The organism is Streptomyces sp. NBC_00727, assembly GCF_045161745.1.
Taxonomy (GTDB): domain Bacteria; phylum Actinomycetota; class Actinomycetes; order Streptomycetales; family Streptomycetaceae; genus Streptomyces.
The window spans coordinates 586,368-602,909 of record NZ_CP108981.1 but is presented as its reverse complement, the minus strand read 5'-3'; the positions used below and the strand labels follow the sequence as shown (position 1 = coordinate 602,909).

Annotated in this window: 12 protein-coding genes and 1 riboswitch; of the genes, 4 read left to right on the top strand and 8 right to left on the bottom strand. The window is 72.9% G+C overall.

Annotated elements, in window-relative coordinates:
- Positions 1–102: 102 nt before the first annotated feature.
- From OG242_RS02650 to OG242_RS02635, 4 genes are all read right to left on the bottom strand, one after another.
- The gene (locus OG242_RS02650) at positions 103–2,313 is read right to left on the bottom strand and encodes a HelD family protein (RefSeq protein WP_405901487.1); all 2,211 of its coding nucleotides are present in this window, start codon (positions 2,311–2,313) and stop codon (positions 103–105) included.
- Between the two features lie 166 nt (positions 2,314–2,479).
- The gene (locus tag OG242_RS02645) at positions 2,480–3,112 is read right to left on the bottom strand and encodes an isochorismatase family protein (RefSeq protein WP_405896596.1); all 633 of its coding nucleotides are present in this window, start codon (positions 3,110–3,112) and stop codon (positions 2,480–2,482) included.
- Between the two features lie 32 nt (positions 3,113–3,144).
- Positions 3,145–4,812 carry a (2,3-dihydroxybenzoyl)adenylate synthase gene (locus OG242_RS02640; RefSeq protein ID WP_405896595.1) on the bottom strand — a complete coding sequence of 556 codons (1,668 nt, stop codon included), beginning with the start codon at positions 4,810–4,812 and terminating at the stop codon, positions 3,145–3,147.
- A 59-nt stretch (positions 4,813–4,871) separates the two neighbouring features.
- On the bottom strand, positions 4,872–5,708 hold the full coding sequence (locus OG242_RS02635) for a 2,3-dihydro-2,3-dihydroxybenzoate dehydrogenase (protein WP_405896594.1): 837 nt from the start codon (positions 5,706–5,708) through the stop codon (positions 4,872–4,874).
- Between the two features lie 487 nt (positions 5,709–6,195).
- Positions 6,196–6,380, top strand: a riboswitch (cyclic di-AMP (ydaO/yuaA leader).
- Positions 6,381–6,383: 3 nt separating this feature from the next.
- Here OG242_RS02635 and OG242_RS02630 point away from each other — a divergent pair.
- The 3 genes from OG242_RS02630 to OG242_RS02620 all read left to right on the top strand — a co-directional run bounded on the left by OG242_RS02630 (position 6,384) and on the right by OG242_RS02620 (position 10,333).
- Entirely contained in the window at positions 6,384–7,256 is an 873-nt protein-coding gene (locus OG242_RS02630; protein WP_405896593.1) for a transglycosylase SLT domain-containing protein, read from the top strand.
- 185 nt (positions 7,257–7,441) lie between these two features.
- The gene (locus tag OG242_RS02625) at positions 7,442–7,630 is read left to right on the top strand and encodes an antitoxin (RefSeq protein ID WP_405896592.1); all 189 of its coding nucleotides are present in this window, start codon (positions 7,442–7,444) and stop codon (positions 7,628–7,630) included.
- Between the two features lie 174 nt (positions 7,631–7,804).
- Positions 7,805–10,333, top strand: coding sequence for a SpoIIE family protein phosphatase (locus tag OG242_RS02620; RefSeq protein WP_405896591.1), 2,529 nt, complete (start codon positions 7,805–7,807; stop codon positions 10,331–10,333).
- Positions 10,334–10,348: 15 nt separating this feature from the next.
- Here OG242_RS02620 and OG242_RS02615 read toward each other — a convergent pair whose 3' ends face one another.
- The 4 genes from OG242_RS02615 to OG242_RS02600 all read right to left on the bottom strand — a co-directional run bounded on the left by OG242_RS02615 (position 10,349) and on the right by OG242_RS02600 (position 13,568).
- Positions 10,349–11,119: a thioesterase II family protein gene (locus OG242_RS02615; RefSeq protein ID WP_405896590.1), complete on the bottom strand. Its 771-nt coding sequence runs from the start codon at positions 11,117–11,119 to the stop codon at positions 10,349–10,351.
- Position 11,120: 1 nt separating this feature from the next.
- Entirely contained in the window at positions 11,121–11,423 is a 303-nt protein-coding gene (locus OG242_RS02610) for a hypothetical protein (RefSeq protein ID WP_405896589.1), read from the bottom strand.
- Between the two features lie 195 nt (positions 11,424–11,618).
- On the bottom strand, positions 11,619–12,941 hold the full coding sequence (locus OG242_RS02605; RefSeq protein WP_405896588.1) for a geranylgeranyl reductase family protein: 1,323 nt from the start codon (positions 12,939–12,941) through the stop codon (positions 11,619–11,621).
- Positions 12,942–13,082: 141 nt separating this feature from the next.
- Positions 13,083–13,568, bottom strand: coding sequence for a potassium channel family protein (locus OG242_RS02600; protein WP_405896587.1), 486 nt, complete (start codon positions 13,566–13,568; stop codon positions 13,083–13,085).
- Positions 13,569–13,911: 343 nt separating this feature from the next.
- Between OG242_RS02600 and OG242_RS02595 the strand changes: the two genes are divergently transcribed.
- Positions 13,912–16,518 (top strand): SpoIIE family protein phosphatase, encoded by a 2,607-nt coding sequence (locus tag OG242_RS02595; RefSeq protein WP_405896586.1) that lies wholly within the window; start codon positions 13,912–13,914, stop codon positions 16,516–16,518.
- The last annotated feature ends 24 nt before the right edge of the window (positions 16,519–16,542 follow it).

Below are 16,542 nucleotides of genomic sequence, written 5' to 3'. Positions count from 1 at the left end.
CCGGTCCGGGGTGTCAAGGCTCCCCGGAATCCGTCCGTCCGGCCGGGCTGCCCTCCCGTGCAACAGCCCGGCCCGCGCACCCGGTTGATCCGGGTGCGCCCATCAGCGCAGGGACGCCGGAAGAGCCTCCCGGTGCAGGATCCCCAGCCGCTGCGTGGCGCGGGTCAGCGCCACGTACAGGTCACTCGTCCCGAACCGGCCGGGCTCCACCACCAGGACGTGGTCGAATTCGAGGCCCTTGGCCTGCCGGGGCCCGAGCAGCACCACCGTGCGGGTCAGATCCGGCTCGGCGCCGGGCGTGACCCCGTCCAGAGGGGCGGCGATCTCCTCGTGCAGCTCGTGCGGCGCGATCACCGCGAGGCGCCCCTCGGCAGGCGTCAGCTCGGCCACCGCCCGCGCCACCGCGCCGGCCAGGTCCGCCCCGGTGTCCCGGACCCACGGGACCTCGCCCGTGGACCGCACCGACCCCGGCGGCTCGAACGACGGGTCCTCGGCCCGCAGCACCTTCGCGGCGACCTCCATCACCTCGGCCGGCGTACGGTAGTTGACCCCGAGCCGCACATGCTCGTACCGGTCACCCACGTACGGCTCCAGGATCTCCTGCCACGAGCCGACCCCCGCCTCCTCCGAGGTCTGCGCCGGGTCGCCCACCAGGGTCATCGACCGGGTCGGCGACCGACGCATCAGCAGCCGCCACGCCATCGGCGACAACTCCTGCGCCTCGTCCACGATGATGTGCCCGAACGCCCACGTCCGGTCGGCGGCGGCCCGCTCGGCCGCGCTGCGGTGGTCGGCCTCCTCCTGGCGCTCCGCCATCCGCTCCGCGTCGATGATGTCGTGCGCGGCGAGCAGCTCCGACTCCTCGTCCTCGAACTCGAAGGACTCCGAACCCCTGGACAGTTCGAGCACACCCTGCGCGTACGCGATCCGCTCCTGGCGCTCCGCCTCGGCCCGGACCCGCTCGGCGCTGTCGTCGACGCCGAGCAGCTCGGCCGCCTCGTCCAGCAGCGGCACGTCGGCCGGCGTCCAGGTGTCCTCACCGGGCGCGCGCCGAATGTCCTCGGCGTCCGCCTCCGGCAGATGGACCGGCTCGGCCAGGTAGCCGGCCAGGAAGCCCTGCGGGGTGAGCGGCGGCCACAGCTCGTCGATCGCCGCGTGCACCTCCTGGCTGACCGCGACGGCCTTGCCGAGCTGGGCGATGTCGTCCGGCCCCAGGAAATTGGGACCGCCGTACGGGTCGGCGCCGATGCGCTCGGTGAGCTGGGCGGTCAGCGCGTCGATGATCCGGAACGCGAAGTGCGGCCGGGCCAGGTTGTGGGGCAGCCGGGTGTCGCGGGCCGCCTGCCGGGCCTCGTAGGCGATCTCCCAGTCCAGGATCAGGTCGCCGTCGTCGTGCGGGACGATCAGCGGGGCGCCCGGTTCGGGCAGCAGCTGCCGGTCGCGCACCGCGAGCTCCAGCGCCTCGGCCATGGCCGCGCCGCCCTTCACCGCGGCGGCCCGGGGCGTGTCCGCGGAGCGCGCGTGGACGCCGGGGAAGAGCTCGGCCTGCGTGGCGAGCAGGACACCGGTCTCACCGAGCGCCGGCAGCACCTCGCCGATGTAGCTGAGGAAGGCCGGGTTGGGGCCCACGATCAGGACCGCGCGCTTGGCCAGCAGCTCCCGCTGCTCGTACAGCAGGAACGCCGCCCGGTGCAGGGCGACCGCCGTCTTCCCGGTGCCGGGGCCGCCCTCGACGACGAGGACACCGCGGTGCGGCGCGCGGATGATGCGGTCCTGCTCCGCCTGGATGGTCCGCACGATGTCGGCCATGCGCCCGGTGCGCGCGGATTTCACGGCGGCCAGCAGGACGGAGTCGCCGCTGGGGTCCTCGAAGCCGGTGCGCTCCCGGTCCTCGATGTCGAGGATCTCGTCGTGCAGCTCGGTGACCGTGCGGCCCTCGGTCGTGAGGTGGCGGCGCCTGCGCAGACCCATCGGGGTGTGATGGGTGGCGAGATAGAAGGGACGGGCGACCGGGGCGCGCCAGTCGATCAGCAAAGGCGTGTGTTCGGTGTCGTCCTCGCGGATTCCGATACGGCCGATATGGTGTGCGACGCCGTCCGAGAGATCGATACGGCCGAAACAGAGCGAGCCGTCCACCGCGTTCAGAGCGGCGAGCAGACCGGAGCGCTCGGCGACCAGGACATCGCGTTCGAGCCGGGCCTGCTGGCCGGTGCCGACCGGCGTCAGGGCGTCCTGGACCTGCTCGGCGGCGTCACCACGCAGCACGTCGACACGGTGGTGGAGCCGGTCGATGTATTCCTGTTCCTTCTGCAATTCGGCGCTTTCCCGAGTTGACAAAACAGCTCCCTGACGGATATGGTGATTCTTGTTGGCCCCCGGTGAGGGGCCTTTTCTGTGGGCGCACAGAACCACTCAATATACCTGGGAAAATCCCCGGGCCGCAATTGCGGCCCGGGGATTTCTCTTTGCCGTGCGGGGCTCAGATCTCCTTCAGAAGCACATCCGTCGTCGTCACGACCGCGCAGCGGCCCGCCGCCCAGCGCAGCGCCATGTCGTGGTCCTCGCGCGAGAAGTCCGCGACCGCGTCCGCCACCACGAACGCCTGGATGTCGCGCATCCACGCGTCGGCGGCGCTCATCAGCACCCCGATGTGCGCGTACACCCCGGTGATCACCAGCTGGTCGCGGCCGTCGTCGCGGATCAGGGACTCCAGCTCGGTGCGGACGAAGGCGCTGTACTTCCACTTGGTGAGCGCCGTGTCGCCCGGTGCGGGCGCCACCGCCTCCGGCGCCGCCAGGGCCACCGGGTCGTCCGCCACCCCCGGCCCCCAGAAGTCGAGCTGGAGGCCGCGCTCCTCGGCGCTCTGGCCGCCGCGCTGCGCCGAGTGCACCACCGGGATCCCGGCGCGCCGGCTCGCCTCGATGATGCGGGCGGTGTTCGCGAGCATGCCGGTCAGCGGCTGCTCGCCGGGGCGGTACGCGCGCAGGAAGTGGTTCTGCAGGTCGTGGACGAGCAGCACGGCGCGGGCCGGGTCGACGGTCCAGCCGACCCGGTTCGCCGGGAGCTCGTCCGCGCAGGGCAGGGGGTAGGGGGCGATGGCGGGGAGTGGCATGGGGGAGCCTTTCGGTGCCGCTCGGGGCGGATTCAGTGCTGTGTGACGGGGGCTGACGGGGCGTCGGCAGCCGATGGCCCGGATTCGGTGCGCAGGCCCTTCTTGCTGACCTTGCCGATCCCCGTCTGCGGGAAGACGTCGACGAACTCGACGAGATCGGGCACCTTGTACGCGGCGATCCCGCGCTCGCGCACATGCCGTTTCACGGCGAGCGCCCCGAGCACTTCGGCGCCCTCGCGCAGGATCACGTACGCCAGGGTGCGTTCACCGAGGTACGCGTCGGCCACCCCGACCACCGAGACGTCGTGCACGGACGGGTGGGCGAGGATGATGTTCTCGATCTCCTCCGGCGCGACCTTCTCGCCACCCCGGTTGATCTGGTCCTTCGCCCGGCCCTCGACGACGAGATGGCCGCTGGGGGTGCGGCGCACGATGTCGCCCGTACGGTAGAAGCCGTCCTCGGTGAACGCCGACCTGTTGTGGTCGGGGGCGCGCCAGTAGCCGCGGATGGTGTACGGGCCCCGGGTCAGCAGATGCCCGAAGTGCCCCTCGGGGACGTCCAGTCCGGCATCGTCCACGACGCGGATCTCGTCGTCCTCGGAGATCGGCCGGCCCTGGGTGGTGACCACGGTCTCCTGGTCGTCGTCGAGCCGTGTGTAGTTGACCAAACCCTCGGCCATGCCGAAGACCTGCATCAGCCGGCAGCCGAGCGCGGGCTCCAGCCGGCGGGCCGCCGTCTCGCTGTACTTGGCGCCGCCGACCAGGACCAGCTCCAGGCTCGACAGGTCCTGCTCCGCCGCCGGGGCCGCGTCGGTCCACAGCAGGGCGAGCGGCGGCACCATGCCCGTCATCGTGACCCGCTCGCGCTCGATGACCGGAAAGGCGGTCGCCGGGTCGGGGCGCGGGCACAGGACGACCGTGCCGCCGGCGTACAGCGTGCCGAGCCAGCCGGGCGAGCTCATCGGGAAGTTGTGCGCCGCGGGCAGGACCACCAGGAATCGGGTGTCCGCGTCGACGCCGCAGATCTCGTTGGAGCCGCGCAGCGAGTAGATGTAGTCGTCGTGTGTACGGGGGATGAGCTTGGGCACCCCGGTGGTGCCGCCGGACAGCTGGAGGAAGGCCAGGTCGTGCGGCTCGGGCTCGTCGTCCGGCTCGCCCGTCTCCTCGCACGGCACGTCGGACAGGGCGGTGTGCTCACCCGGGTCGCCGACGACGAACACGTGCTTCAGGGTGGGCGCCTGCTCCTTCACCGCCGCGGCCAGGGTCCGGTGGTCGAATCCGGCGTGCCGGTCCGGGATCACATAGGCGACGGCCTCCGCGAAGGAGCAGAAGTAGGCGATCTCCGTCTCCCGGTGCGCGGGCAGCGCGTAGACGGGCAGCGCGCCGATGCGGAAGAGGGCGAAGACGACCTCGGCGAACTCGGCGGCGTTGGGCAGCTGGACGACGACCCGGTCGCCCTTCGCAATCCCGCGCGCCCGGAAGCCGGCCGCCAGCCGGGCCGCGCGCTCGTCGAGTTCGCGGTACGTCCAGGCGCGGCGCTCGGGGGCCGGGTCGACGATCGCGACCCGGTCGCCGTGGGCCTCGGCCCGTTCGCGCAGCATGCCGGTGAACGTCTCGCCGCGCCAGTGACCGGCCGCCCGGTAGCGGGCGGCGAACTCGGCGGGCCAGGTCGGGGCGTCTTCGTACGGTGAGGCAGTCATCGTTGAGGTCTCCAGTGGGGAGGGCTGCGAGCCGCTTTCGGGGGCGCCGGGCGGACGGGTCAGGCGCGCAGGGTGGCGCCGCCGTCGACGTACAGGTCGTGCAGGGTGATGTGGCGGGCCCGGTCGGACACCAGGAAGGCGACCGCCTCGGCGATGTCGGACGGCTCGGCGATCCTGCCCAGCGGTATGCCCGTGCGGTAGCTCGCCAGGTCCCCGGCGATGACGCGCTGCGCGGCGGGCCCGTCGTCGCGCGCCTCGCCGGCCGGCCACATGCCGCGCTGCATGTCGGTGAGGGTGGAACCCGGCGAGACCGTGTTGCACCGGACGCCGAGGGGCGCCAGCTCCAGGCCGAGGCACTTGGTGAACATGACGGCGGCCGCCTTGGACGCGGCGTACGCCGCCATGGTCGTACGGGGGATGCCGGCGGCGTTGGACGCCACGGTGACGATGCTGCCCGCACCGCGCGCGGCCATCCGGCGTGAAACGGCCCGCGATACGTGGAACACCCCGTCGGTGTTGACGGCGAACGTGGCCGCCCAGTCCTCGTCGGTCAGCTCGGCGACCGGTGAACACCGCAGTATCCCGGCGACGTTGACCGCGATGTCGAGGGCGCCGAGCGTCTCCTCGGCCTCGGCCACGAGGGCTTCGACGGCCGCCGCGCCCGTCACGTCCAGCCTCCGTGCGACGACGCTCCGGCCGTACTCCCGGGCCAGGGCGTCCACGCCTTCGGGGGCCGCGTCGGTCGCCAGGACCCGGCAGCCGCGTGCGACCAGGACGCGGACGACCGCCTCACCTATGCCGCGTCCGGCTCCTGTCACGAGGGCCAGGCGGCCGGTGAGTTCCAGGTCGTCGGAGGGGGCGGAACGGCCGGAGTCATGCGTGGAATGCGGCGCCATGGCCTGGGGTCTCCATTTGCCGATGAGGGGTGAACGGGGCCGTGCCGGACGATCGACGTCGTTTCAGGGCAGGGGCGTGCCCCGGTGCCGCCGCCGACATCCCGACACACTTAGGTAAGCCTAACCATATGTTGATCGTGTGGGCGAGGGGGCCGGAAGGCGGATTTCCGGCCTTCCGCATGGCTCCTGTGCCCCTTTTGTCACTTTATGGGCCAAAGGTCAACAGTGGGCACTTGGGGAGGGTTTGATGCTGCCCAAGGCCATCGAAACGGACTAATGCCCCACTTCGGTCGCAGTGGGCAGCGTCACGTTCGCCGTTTCTGACGCGTAATCCGATCTCGCGGTTCCCAGGCGTGCCAAGAAATTTGACTCCCCCTGCCGAGAGCGATCATGAGCATTTCCTTTGATTGATCTTGCAAAACAATTGTGATCAGCAATTCTGGGCTTGTTCCGGCCGTCGTTTCTCGCTTACGGTCCCGTCATCAATCCGGATGGAACGCCGAATCCTGCCGCCGTCCGGGAACCCGACCACCCACGTACGGCAGGAGCGGGGGACCCAGGTTTGCCGCCGGTCCGGAATCCGGAGCGGCTAGGGGTGAAGTCGCCATGCGCGACCGGACATCTCCAGTCCGAACCCGACAGCTCACCTCGTAGGCGACGGAGAGGAAATACGCCATGCCCATCACGGGTAAGCACCGTCGTGCCAAGTCCGCGTCCCTGACCCGCGGTTTCATCGCCGTGAGCGCGGGCGGAGCCGTTCTCGCGCTCCCCCTGATCACTGCCGGATCGGCCTCCGCCGCCCCCGCCAAGTCCGTCGTCGCCGAAAGGGCCGCGGCCCCGACTTCCGTCGCCGGCAAGGAAATTGCCGTGCGCAAGGCCACGCCCACCACGTATTCCGTGGTCTCCGGCGATTCGCTTTACAAGATCGCGCAGGGACATTCCCTCAGCGGTGGCTGGGAGCGGCTGTACAAGGACAACCGCGGTGTTGTCGGCAGCAACCCCGACCTCATTCACCCGGGCCTCAAGCTCACCATCGGAGCCAAGTCCGAGGCCGCCGCCCCGAAGGCCGCGGAGAAGAGCGAATTCAAGGCGGAGACCGCCGAGAAGAACGGCGACACCGCGCCCCGGACGGAGAGCGCCGACCGCGCCGACCGCTCCGAGCGCACGGTCGTCCCCGTCGCCGAGAAGACCGCCGCCGCGCCCGCCGAGGCCCAGACGGTCGCGTACACCGACGACCTCGACGGCTGGATCAAGGAATCCCTGGCCGTCATGGCCGAGCACGGCATCCCCGGCAGCTACGACGGCATCTACCGCAACATCATGCGTGAGTCCTCGGGCAACCAGTTCGCCATCAACGACTGGGACATCAACGCCGTCAACGGCACGCCCTCCAAGGGTCTGCTCCAGGTGATCCAGCCCACCTTCGACGCCTACCACGTGGCCGGTACGTCGACGGACATCTACGACCCGGTCGCCAACATCACGGCCGCGTGCAACTACGCCGCCGCCACGTACGGCTCCATGGACAACGTGTTCGGCGCCTACTGATCCCACCCGGCCCCGTGCTCGGGGCGGAGCCGTGAGGAGGGGCGGAGGAAGCGAATGCGCTTCCTCCGCCCCTCTGCGTGTGCCGGTAAATACATGGTGTTCGACGTCGTGGGGTCCCGCCCCGGAATGCGTCGGGCGGGCCGGGCGTGGATGCTGGAACGGTCAGCGTCTCTAGGAGGTCAGTCATGAGCATGCTCGACAAGATCAAGGGCATGATCAAGGGGCACCCCGATCAGGCCCGGCAGGGCGTCGAGAAGGGCGGGGACTTCGTCGACAAGAAGACCGGCGGCAAGTACGGCGGCCAGGTCGACTCGGCCCAGCAGAAGATCAACGACCAGCTCGGTGACCGCCGCCCGCCCGACGAGGGCCGGTAGGAGCCTGCACGGACCGTGAAGGAGCGGTGGCCGCCACACCCGTGGCGGCCACCGCTCCGCCGCGTGGGAAGGCCGGACACACCCGGCCCCCGGCCGCGAACCGGCGGAAGGAAGGCGCGGACCCGGCCCCTCTCCGACGTGCGCGTACCGGCCGGGCGGGAGCATCCTGGCTGTGTGACCTGGCACGGTGCGGCCGGGCGGGTGCCGCTCGGTCCGGGCGACGGCCTTCCCGGGAGACCGGACGACGGACGGGCACCGGACGATCTGTCCCTGGTGCTCGCGCAATCAGTCGTGAGCGCCATCGACGCAGTCGGCGGCCTGGCCGGCGGGATCTATCTGCCCTCCGGCACCCCCGGCCTGCTCCGCCTGGCCGTCCTCGCCGGGCTTCCCGGACCGCTGTTCCGCCCCTGGTGGCGGATGCACGTGAACCGGCCGTTCCCGATCGCCGAGGCGTTCCGCACCGGCAGCCCCGTCTACCTCGCCGACGCCGAGGACGCCATGCGCCGCTTCCCGCAGCTCATGGCCGGCCTGCCGTTCCCCTTCGGGTCCCTGTACGTGCCGGTCCTGCGGGGTCACGAGCCGGTCGGCGTCCTCGTCGTCCTGCGCGCCGCGACCGGGGACGAACCGGTGTCCGCCGCCGACCGGGACCGGCTCCAGCGCATCGCCCGGAGCCTCGGCACCGAACTGGCCGCCCTGGCGGACTCCGGCACCCGGCCGGAGTGGGACGGGGAACCGCTGCCCGTCCAGCTGCCCGCCGAGACCTCGCCGCCGGTGCGCATCGGCCGCTTCGACTGGGACCTCGGCACCGGCACCGTCCAGGCGGACGCGGACCTCGACGCGATCCTCGGCACCGGCACCGGCGGCTTCCCCGGCACCATCGGGGCCCTGGCGGCCAGACTGGCGCCCGAGGACGTCTACGGCCTCTGGGCGCTGGCCCGGCAGGCGGCGGACTCCCACGGCCCCGTCGTACGCCGGATGCGCCTGCGCGGCCCGGACGGCCGCTCCCACCTGCTGGAGGTCTCCGGGCGCCGGGACGACGACGCCGGCCCGGGCGGACACCTCACCGGCTTCCTGGTGGACCTGGGCATCGGCCCGGTCGTCGCCGAGGCCGCCGACCGGCTGCCGCGCGGCATCTTCTCGCTCGACCGCTTCGGCCGGATCACCTACGTCAACCCGCTGGCCGAGGAGATGCTCGGCCGGGCCCGCGCGGAACTGGTCGGGCGGGTCTTCTGGGAGGCGCTGCCCTGGTTCGCGAACCCCGCGTACGAGGACCACTACCGGGCCGCGATGATCTCCGACGCCCCGGTGCACTTCCTCGCCCGGCGCGACCCGCCGCCCTGGCTCTCCGTCTCCCTGTACCCCGGGCACGACGGGCTGACCGCCGTCCTCACCCACACCGACGAGCCCGCCTACACCCCGGGCTCCGTCGTCTCGCCCGGCCTGGGACTCGGCTCCCCGGCCGACCGGTCCGCCGCCCTCTACCGCCCGGTCGCCCTCGCCATCGCGCTCACCGAGGCCGTCACCGCCCGCCAGGTCTCCCGCGTGGTCACCGAGGAACTGCTGCCCGCGTTCGGCGGCCGGCAGCTGGCGATCTACCTGCTCAAGGAGGGCCACCTCTACCTGGAGTGGGAGACCGGCTTCCCGCAGGGCTTCCTCGACCGGTTCGACGCCGTAGGCCTGGACGCCCGCATCCCGGGCGTGGAGACCCTCACCACCGGGCGCCCCATCTTCTTCGAGTCCATGCAGCGTCTGGCGGCCGCCTACCCCGGCATCCCCATGGACGCGGACGTCGGCGCCCGCGCCTTCCTGCCGCTGATCGCCTCCGGGCGGCTCGTCGGCTCCTGCATCCTCGGCTTCGACCGGCCGCGCGGCTTCAGCCCGGAGGAGCGTACGGTCCTCACCGCCCTGGCCGGCCTCATCGCCCAGGCGCTCCAGCGGGCCCAGCGCTACGACACCGAGGCCGCCCTGGCCCGCGGCCTCCAGGACGCCCTGCTGCCGCACCGGCTGCCCGCCGTCCACGGCATCGACACCCAGGGCCGCTACCTCGCCGGCACCCAGGGCATGGACGTCGGCGGCGACTGGTACGACGTGATCGAGACCCACGGCCGGCTCGCCCTCGTCATCGGGGACGTACAGGGCCACGGCGTGGCCGCCGCCGCGACCATGGGCCAGCTCCGCAGTGCCGTACGGGCCTTCGCGCTCAGCGGCCACGACCCGCAGGAGGTCATGAGCGGTACCAACCGCCTGCTCATCGACCTCGACACCGGCCAGTTCGCGAGCTGCTGCTACATCGTGACGGACCCCGCCACCGGCCGCACGCACGCCGTGCGCGCCGGGCATCCCCAGCCCGTCCTGCGCCGGCCCGACGGCACCGCCGAGGTCATGGAGCTGGCGGGCGGCATCGTCCTGGGCATCGACGCCGACGTCGCGTACCCCGTCACCGAGCTCCACCTGGACCCCGGCGCGACGCTCGCCCTCTACACCGACGGCCTCGTCGAGCAGGCCGGCACCGACATCGACATCGGGGTCGAGCGGCTGCGCGGCACGATCGCCGGCCTCGGCGCCGTGCCCCTGGTCGACACCGCCGACCACGTCATCAGCCGGGCCCGGCTGGCCGCCGACCGGCCCGACGACATCGCCCTGCTGCTCGCGGCCAGGTGGACCGACGACGAAACCGTGCGCGGGTGGCTTCACGGCGTGTGACGCAACCAGCGCCGCTCACGACGGCCCCACCGCCCGCCCGTGCCCCGGGGCAGCGGCGGACAGCGCGACAGCGAGCTCCGCGACGGCCGGCAGATGGTCGTTCAGGAAGAAGTGCCCGCCCGGCAGGACCCGCAGTTCGAACGGGCCCGTGGTGTGCGTGCGCCATGCCCGTACGTCCTCCGGAGGCGCATCCGGGTCGCTGTCACCGGTGAGGGCGACGACCGGGCACGCCAGGAGGCCGTCGCCCGGCACGTAACCGGCGACGGCCGCGTAGTCGGCACGCAGCGCGGGAAGGATCACGTCGAGCAGGTCGGGGTCGGCCAGCACGGCGGGATCGGTGCCGCCCAGCGCGCGGACCCTCGCGATCACCGCCTCGTCGCTCTCCAGCCGCTCCCCGGCCCCGAGGCGCGAGGGCGCCCGGCGGCCGGAGACGATCAGCGCCGCCGGACCGTGGCGCCCGGACAGCCGCAGCGCCACCTCATGGGCGAGCGAGGCGCCCATGCTGTGCCCGACGAAGACCCGCGGCCCGGCCGGCGGCGGTCCGCTCTCCAGCGCCTCGGCGACCAGGTCGGCGAGCCGGTGCAGATCGCGGACGGGCGGCTCGCGGTAGCGGTCCTGCCGGCCCGGGTACTGGACGGCGCGCACGTCCAGCGAGGCGCGGACGGCGGCGGACAGCGGACGCCAGAAGCCCGCCGCGCCGCCCGCGTGCGGGAAGCAGACCAGCTCGGCGCGGGCGTCCGTGGAGTGGTAGCGGCGCAGCCAGGCGTCCTGGCGTACGGCGGCCACCTCAGCTCGCCACGGGCAGGTCGAGGAGGCGGTCCGACGTGAGGATCGCCTGATGCAGCCTGCGCAGCGACCGGCAGGGCTCCAGGCCCGGTTCGGACCGCTCGACGGACAGCTCCAGGCAGGCGGGCCGCTCCTCCTCCACCCAGGTGGCGAAGCGGGTCAGGAGGACCGGACCCTCGGGCGTGCCGTCGGCCGCCGTGAGGAACTTGCGCAGCTGTGAGAGGTAGCCGTGGACGGCCGCCGAGGCGCGCCGGGGCGACCCCGGCCCCCACGGCTCATCGATGATCTGATTCTTGGTGGTCACGCGTCCGGCTCCGACGAGCAGGGTGGCCAGGGTCACCGAAACGCATGGGGTGCGGCCGGCTTCGGAGCGGCTTCGGTACGGGCGGGAACGCCGGCGGCATGCGCCTCGCCCTCGCCCGGCATCTGCGGTCCTTCGCATCTTCATTGATCGCTTTCGGTCAGATCCGGGTCTGCACGCCGCCTGTCGACCAGGGAGTCAGCGGCGCCGGAGGCCCGGCGCGGGCACGAGCCGGACCGCCGTGTTCAGGACATGGTCGATCGCGTCGCGCGAGGGGTGCTCCGTGAGGTTGGTGAGCAGCCGGGCCAGCGTGTTGAGCAGGGCCGGCGAACCCATCACATAGCGGTTCAGCACCGGCTGGAAGCCCGACCGGCTGAAGATCAGGTCGGCGGCCGTGTTGCCGAGCCGGTAGTAGCGGCCCCACCGGCGGTTCATCTCGGCCGGGTAGTGGCGCAGCGCCCGCTCCCGCCTCGGCCCCGGCGGCAGCGCCAGCGCGAGCGCCGTCGTCTCGGCGGCGACCTCGCCCGCCTCCAGGGCCTGCCCGATGCCCTCGCCGTTCCACGGGCTGACCATGCCCCCGGAGTCACCGACCAGGAGCAGCCCCCTGGTGTACAGCGGGTGGCGGTTGAAGCCCAGCGGGAGGGCGGCGCTGCGCACGGGCCCCTCGGCGTTCTCCTCCCGCAGCCCCCACTCGGCCGGGGTGCGGGCCAGCCACCGGTCCAGCGTGGCCCGCAGGTCGGCGCTGCCGAGCCGGCGGTGGGGGAGCGCGCCGAGCCCGACGTTGACCCGGCCGTCGCCCATCGGGAAGATCCAGCCGTACCCCGGCAGGTAGGCATCGCTCTTCGGGAAGCGGAGGTCGGCCCACAGCTCCAGGAAGTCCTCCCGCGAGCGCTCCGGGCTGCGGTAGTAGCGCCGGGCGGCCGTGGCGATCTGCCGCTTGGCGTCCCGCTCAAGACCCATGGCCAGTGCGATCCGGGCCGAGGCGCCGTCGGCGGCGATCACGACGGGTGCCCGGTGCGCCACCGTGCCCGCCGCGGACACCGCCGTCACCCCGGTGATCCGCCCGGCCCGGTCGGTCACCGGCTCCTTCACCTTCACGCCGGTACGCAGCCGGGCACCGGCCGCGACCGCGTGCCGGGCCAGAATGTCGTCGAAGTCGTGCCGGCTGCGGGTGAGCCCGAAGTCCGGGAAGCCGCCCAGCGCCGGCCAGTCGATCTCCACCTGCCGGGGCCCGGCCACCCAGCGCATGCCCCGCGACCGGGTCCAGCCCGGGGTCTGGATGTCGACGCCCATGCGGATCAGCTGGTGCACCGCGCGCGGGGTCAGGCCGTCCCCGCACACCTTCTCGCGGGGGAAGCGGGACTTCTCGAGCAGCAGCACGTCGACCCCGGCCCTGGCGAGGTGGTAGGCGGCGGACGAACCGGCCGGGCCCGCACCCACCACGATGACCTGGGCCTCCTCGGCCGCGCCGTGGGCGGCCTCCTCGTCCGACGGCGACTGCTCTGCACGCGTCTCCCGCATGGGGCTCCTCTCCTCGGCCGGGCACCGCCGCCGGGACGACGGCCCTGTACGCCGACATCCTGCCAATTTCCCGGGCCCCGGGGCGGGTGATCGAGAAAGGAGTGCCCGGCACCGCGCCGTTCACACGCAGCGCCCCGCGGCTCAGCCCGGCGGCCTGCGGCCCGAATCGGCGAGCAGCCGCTCGATGCGGTCGAAGCGCTCGTGCAGCAGCCGCTCCGTGTCGTCCCGCATCCTGCGCGCGGCATGCTCCGCGTCGGCCGCCAGCCGGTGCCGCCGTCGCTGCTCGTGCCCCACGAACCAGGTCGCCAGGGCGGCCGTGACCATCCCGTACGTCGTGATGCCGACACCCATCACGACGGCGGCCACGATCCGCCCCCACAGCGTCACCGGGAAGAGATCCCCGTAACCGACGGTCGTCGCGGTCTCCACCGACCACCACAGCGCCCGCGGATACGAGGTGATCGTGGCGTCGGACGCGTGCCGCTCGGCCAGGACCACCAGCCAGGAGCCGGTCAGCATGGTCACGGCGAGCAGCACTGTCGCCCAGCCCGCCGCCTTGAGATGCAGCGAGCGGTTCTCCCGGCCGAGCAGCAGCTCGACCGCCTTGGTCAGGAATACAGGCACCATTTCCGGATCATCGGGCGGCCGCGGCGCTCCCGGCGGCCGGGCACGCACCCGCCGCCCCCGCGTCACCCGATCGCACCGGGCCGGGACCGCCGGGGAAAGCGGACTGGGCCCGCCCACCGATCGCCCCGCGACGATCCGTGTTAAACCTGAACATGTGGGTGGTACAGGTCGATTCCGGGCGAGGTTTCACCGCTCCGCCCGGCGTCCGCGTCGACACGATGGCGGCCGCCCGGGCGGTGGCACACCCACGCCCCCCGGACCGCCGCCCGAGCGGACCTCACCGGGGCGCCGACTGCGCGCCCTGTTCAGTGTCCGCACCGTCGCCGGTCAGTTCTTCATCCTCATGCTCGGCATCGTCGTCCTGCTCGACGCCGCCGCCGTCGTCGCCCTCGTCGTGCAGGGCCGGCGCGACAGCATGAGCGCGGCCCGCGCCCAGTCGCTGAGCGTCGCGCAGACCTTCGCGCACGCACCGGGGGTGGCGGCCGCCCTCGACAGCAAGGACCCCACGGCCGTCCTCCAGCCGCGTGCCGAGGAGATCCGGCAGAGCACCGGCGTCGAATACGTCGTCGTGGCAGGCACCAACGGGATCCGCTACACCTACCCGGACATCGCTCTCATCGGCAAGCAGATCCCCGGTCCCTACAAGGACGCCCTGGAGGGCGGGCCCGTCACCCGGACCGTCGACGCCGGCCGGGGCAAGGCCGTCAGCTCCGCGGTGCCCGTCCCGCGCAAGGACGGAACGGCCGCCGGCCTGGTCGCGGTGGGCATCAAGGTCGAGGCCGTCAACCGGCTGGCGTACCCGAGCATCCCGCTCACCATCGGCGCCGGGATCACCGCCCTCGTCCTCACCATGGCCGGCGCCATCCTGGTCGGCCGCCGCCTCAGCCGCCAGACGCGCGGCCTCGGCCCTGCCGAGATGACCCGGATGTACGAGCACCACGACGCCGTGCTGCACGCCGTGCGCGAAGGCGTCCTCATCATCGGCGCCGACCACCGGCTGCTGCTCGCCAACGACGAGGCCCGGCGGCTGCTGGACCTCCCGCGCGACGCCGAGGGCCGCGCGGTGACCGACCTCGGCCTCGCGGCGGGTACCGCGGAACTGCTGGCCTCCGGACAGGTCGCCACCGACGAACTGCGCCCCGCCGGGGACCGGCTGCTCGCCGTCAACCTCCGCCCCACCGAGGAACGCGGCGGCCAGCCCGGCATGGTCGCGACCCTGCGCGACACCACCGAACTGCGCGCCCTCACCGGCCGCGCCGAGACCGTGCGCGAGCGGCTGACGCTGCTCTACCGGGCGGGCGCCCTGATCGGCACCACCCTCGACGTCACCACCACCGCCCAGGAACTCGCGGACGTCGCAGCCCCCGGCTTCGCCGACTGCGTCACCGTCGACCTGTCCGACTCCGTCCTGCGCGGCGAGGAACCGCGGCCGCCCACCGGCGACACCCTGGACCTGCGCCGCACAGCCGTCAGCCGCGCCGTCGAGAACCAGCCGTTCCACCCGGTCGGGCGCGTCATCGGCTACCTGCCGACCAGCGCCGACAGCTTGGGCACCGGCGTCGGCCACACCTGGATCGTCTCGGATCTGGCCGCTTCCCGGCAGTGGCGCGAGGCCGACCCGGACAAGGCCGCCCACCTCATGGACCACGGCTACCACTCACTGCTCTCCGTCCCGCTCCGGGCCCGCGGTGTCATCCTGGGCGTCGCCAACTTCTGGCGCGCCGGGAACGAGGAGCCCTTCGACCTCGACGATCTCTCCTTCGCCGAGGAACTGGTGGCCCGCGCGGCGGTCAGCGTCGACAACGCCCGCCGCTACACCCGCGAGCACCAGATGGCCGTCACCCTCCAGCGCAGCCTCCTCCCGCGCGGCCTGCCCGAGCAGAACGCCCTCGACGTCGCCTACCGCTACCTCCCGGCGCAGGCCGGCGTGGGCGGCGACTGGTTCGACGTGATCCCGCTGTCCGGCGCCCGGGTCGCCCTCGTCGTGGGCGACGTCGTCGGACACGGGCTGCACGCGGCGGCCACCATGGGCCGGCTGCGCACCACGGTCCTCAACTTCTCCACGCTGGACCTGGCCCCCGACGAACTCCTCGGCCACCTCGACGAACTGGTGGTCGGGATGGACCAGGACGAGGAGACGGGCGGCGCCGCGATCACCGGCGCCACCTGCCTGTACGCGATCTACGACGCGGTGTCCGGCCGCTGCACGGTCGCCCGGGCCGGCCACCCAGGGCCCGCGCTCGTGCTGCCCGACGGGACGGTGAGCTTCCCGGACATCCCGGCCGGGCTGCCCCTCGGGATCGGCGGCATGCCCTTCGAGATGACCGAGCTCGAGGTTCCCGAGGGCAGCCGCCTCGTCCTGTACACCGACGGGCTGGTCGAGCGCCGCGACCGGGACATCGACGACGGCCTGGAACTGCTGCGCCGCTCGCTCGCCGACCGCGACCGCACGCCGGAGGAGACCTGCGACGACGTGCTGGAGGCCATGCTGCCCAGCCGCCCCGGCGACGACGTGGCCCTGCTGGTCGCCCGGACCCGCACCCTGGACCCGTCCCGGCGCGTCCAGTGGGACGTCCCCCCGGACCCCGCCGCCGTCGCCGGTGTCCGCCGGCAGGCCATCCGCTGGCTCTCCGACCAGGGGCTGGACGAGGAGGGGTTCGTCACCGAGCTCATCCTGAGCGAACTCGTCACCAACGCCATCCGCTACGGCTCCGAGCCCATCAAGGTCCGGCTGCTGCACGACCGGTCCCTGATCTGCGAGGTGTCCGACTGCAGCAGCACCTCCCCGCACCTGCGCTACGCCGCCACGACGGACGAGGGCGGCCGGGGCCTCTTCCTGGTCGCGCAGTTCGCACAGCGCTGGGGGGCCAGATACACCGACAGGGGCAAGGTCATCTGGTCCGAGCAGACGCTCGGCGGCCCGCCCCCGGCGGCCGAGTGGCCGCTTTGACCACGACGACGCGGGGCCCGGCAC

Bases quoted from the DNA above. Each gene is read 5' to 3' on its own strand.
- OG242_RS02645 (WP_405896596.1), bottom strand. From the start codon at position 3,112: ATGCCACTCCCCGCCATCGCCCCCTACCCCCTGCCCTGCGCGGACGAG.
- OG242_RS02640 (WP_405896595.1), bottom strand. From the start codon at position 4,812: ATGACTGCCTCACCGTACGAAGACGCCCCGACCTGGCCCGCCGAGTTC.
- OG242_RS02635 (WP_405896594.1), bottom strand. From the start codon at position 5,708: ATGGCGCCGCATTCCACGCATGACTCCGGCCGTTCCGCCCCCTCCGAC.
- OG242_RS02630 (WP_405896593.1), top strand. From the start codon at position 6,384: ATGCCCATCACGGGTAAGCACCGTCGTGCCAAGTCCGCGTCCCTGACC.
- OG242_RS02625 (WP_405896592.1), top strand. From the start codon at position 7,442: ATGAGCATGCTCGACAAGATCAAGGGCATGATCAAGGGGCACCCCGAT.
- OG242_RS02605 (WP_405896588.1), bottom strand. From the start codon at position 12,941: ATGCGGGAGACGCGTGCAGAGCAGTCGCCGTCGGACGAGGAGGCCGCC.
- OG242_RS02600 (WP_405896587.1), bottom strand. From the start codon at position 13,568: ATGGTGCCTGTATTCCTGACCAAGGCGGTCGAGCTGCTGCTCGGCCGG.
- OG242_RS02595 (WP_405896586.1), top strand. From the start codon at position 13,912: ATGCTCGGCATCGTCGTCCTGCTCGACGCCGCCGCCGTCGTCGCCCTC.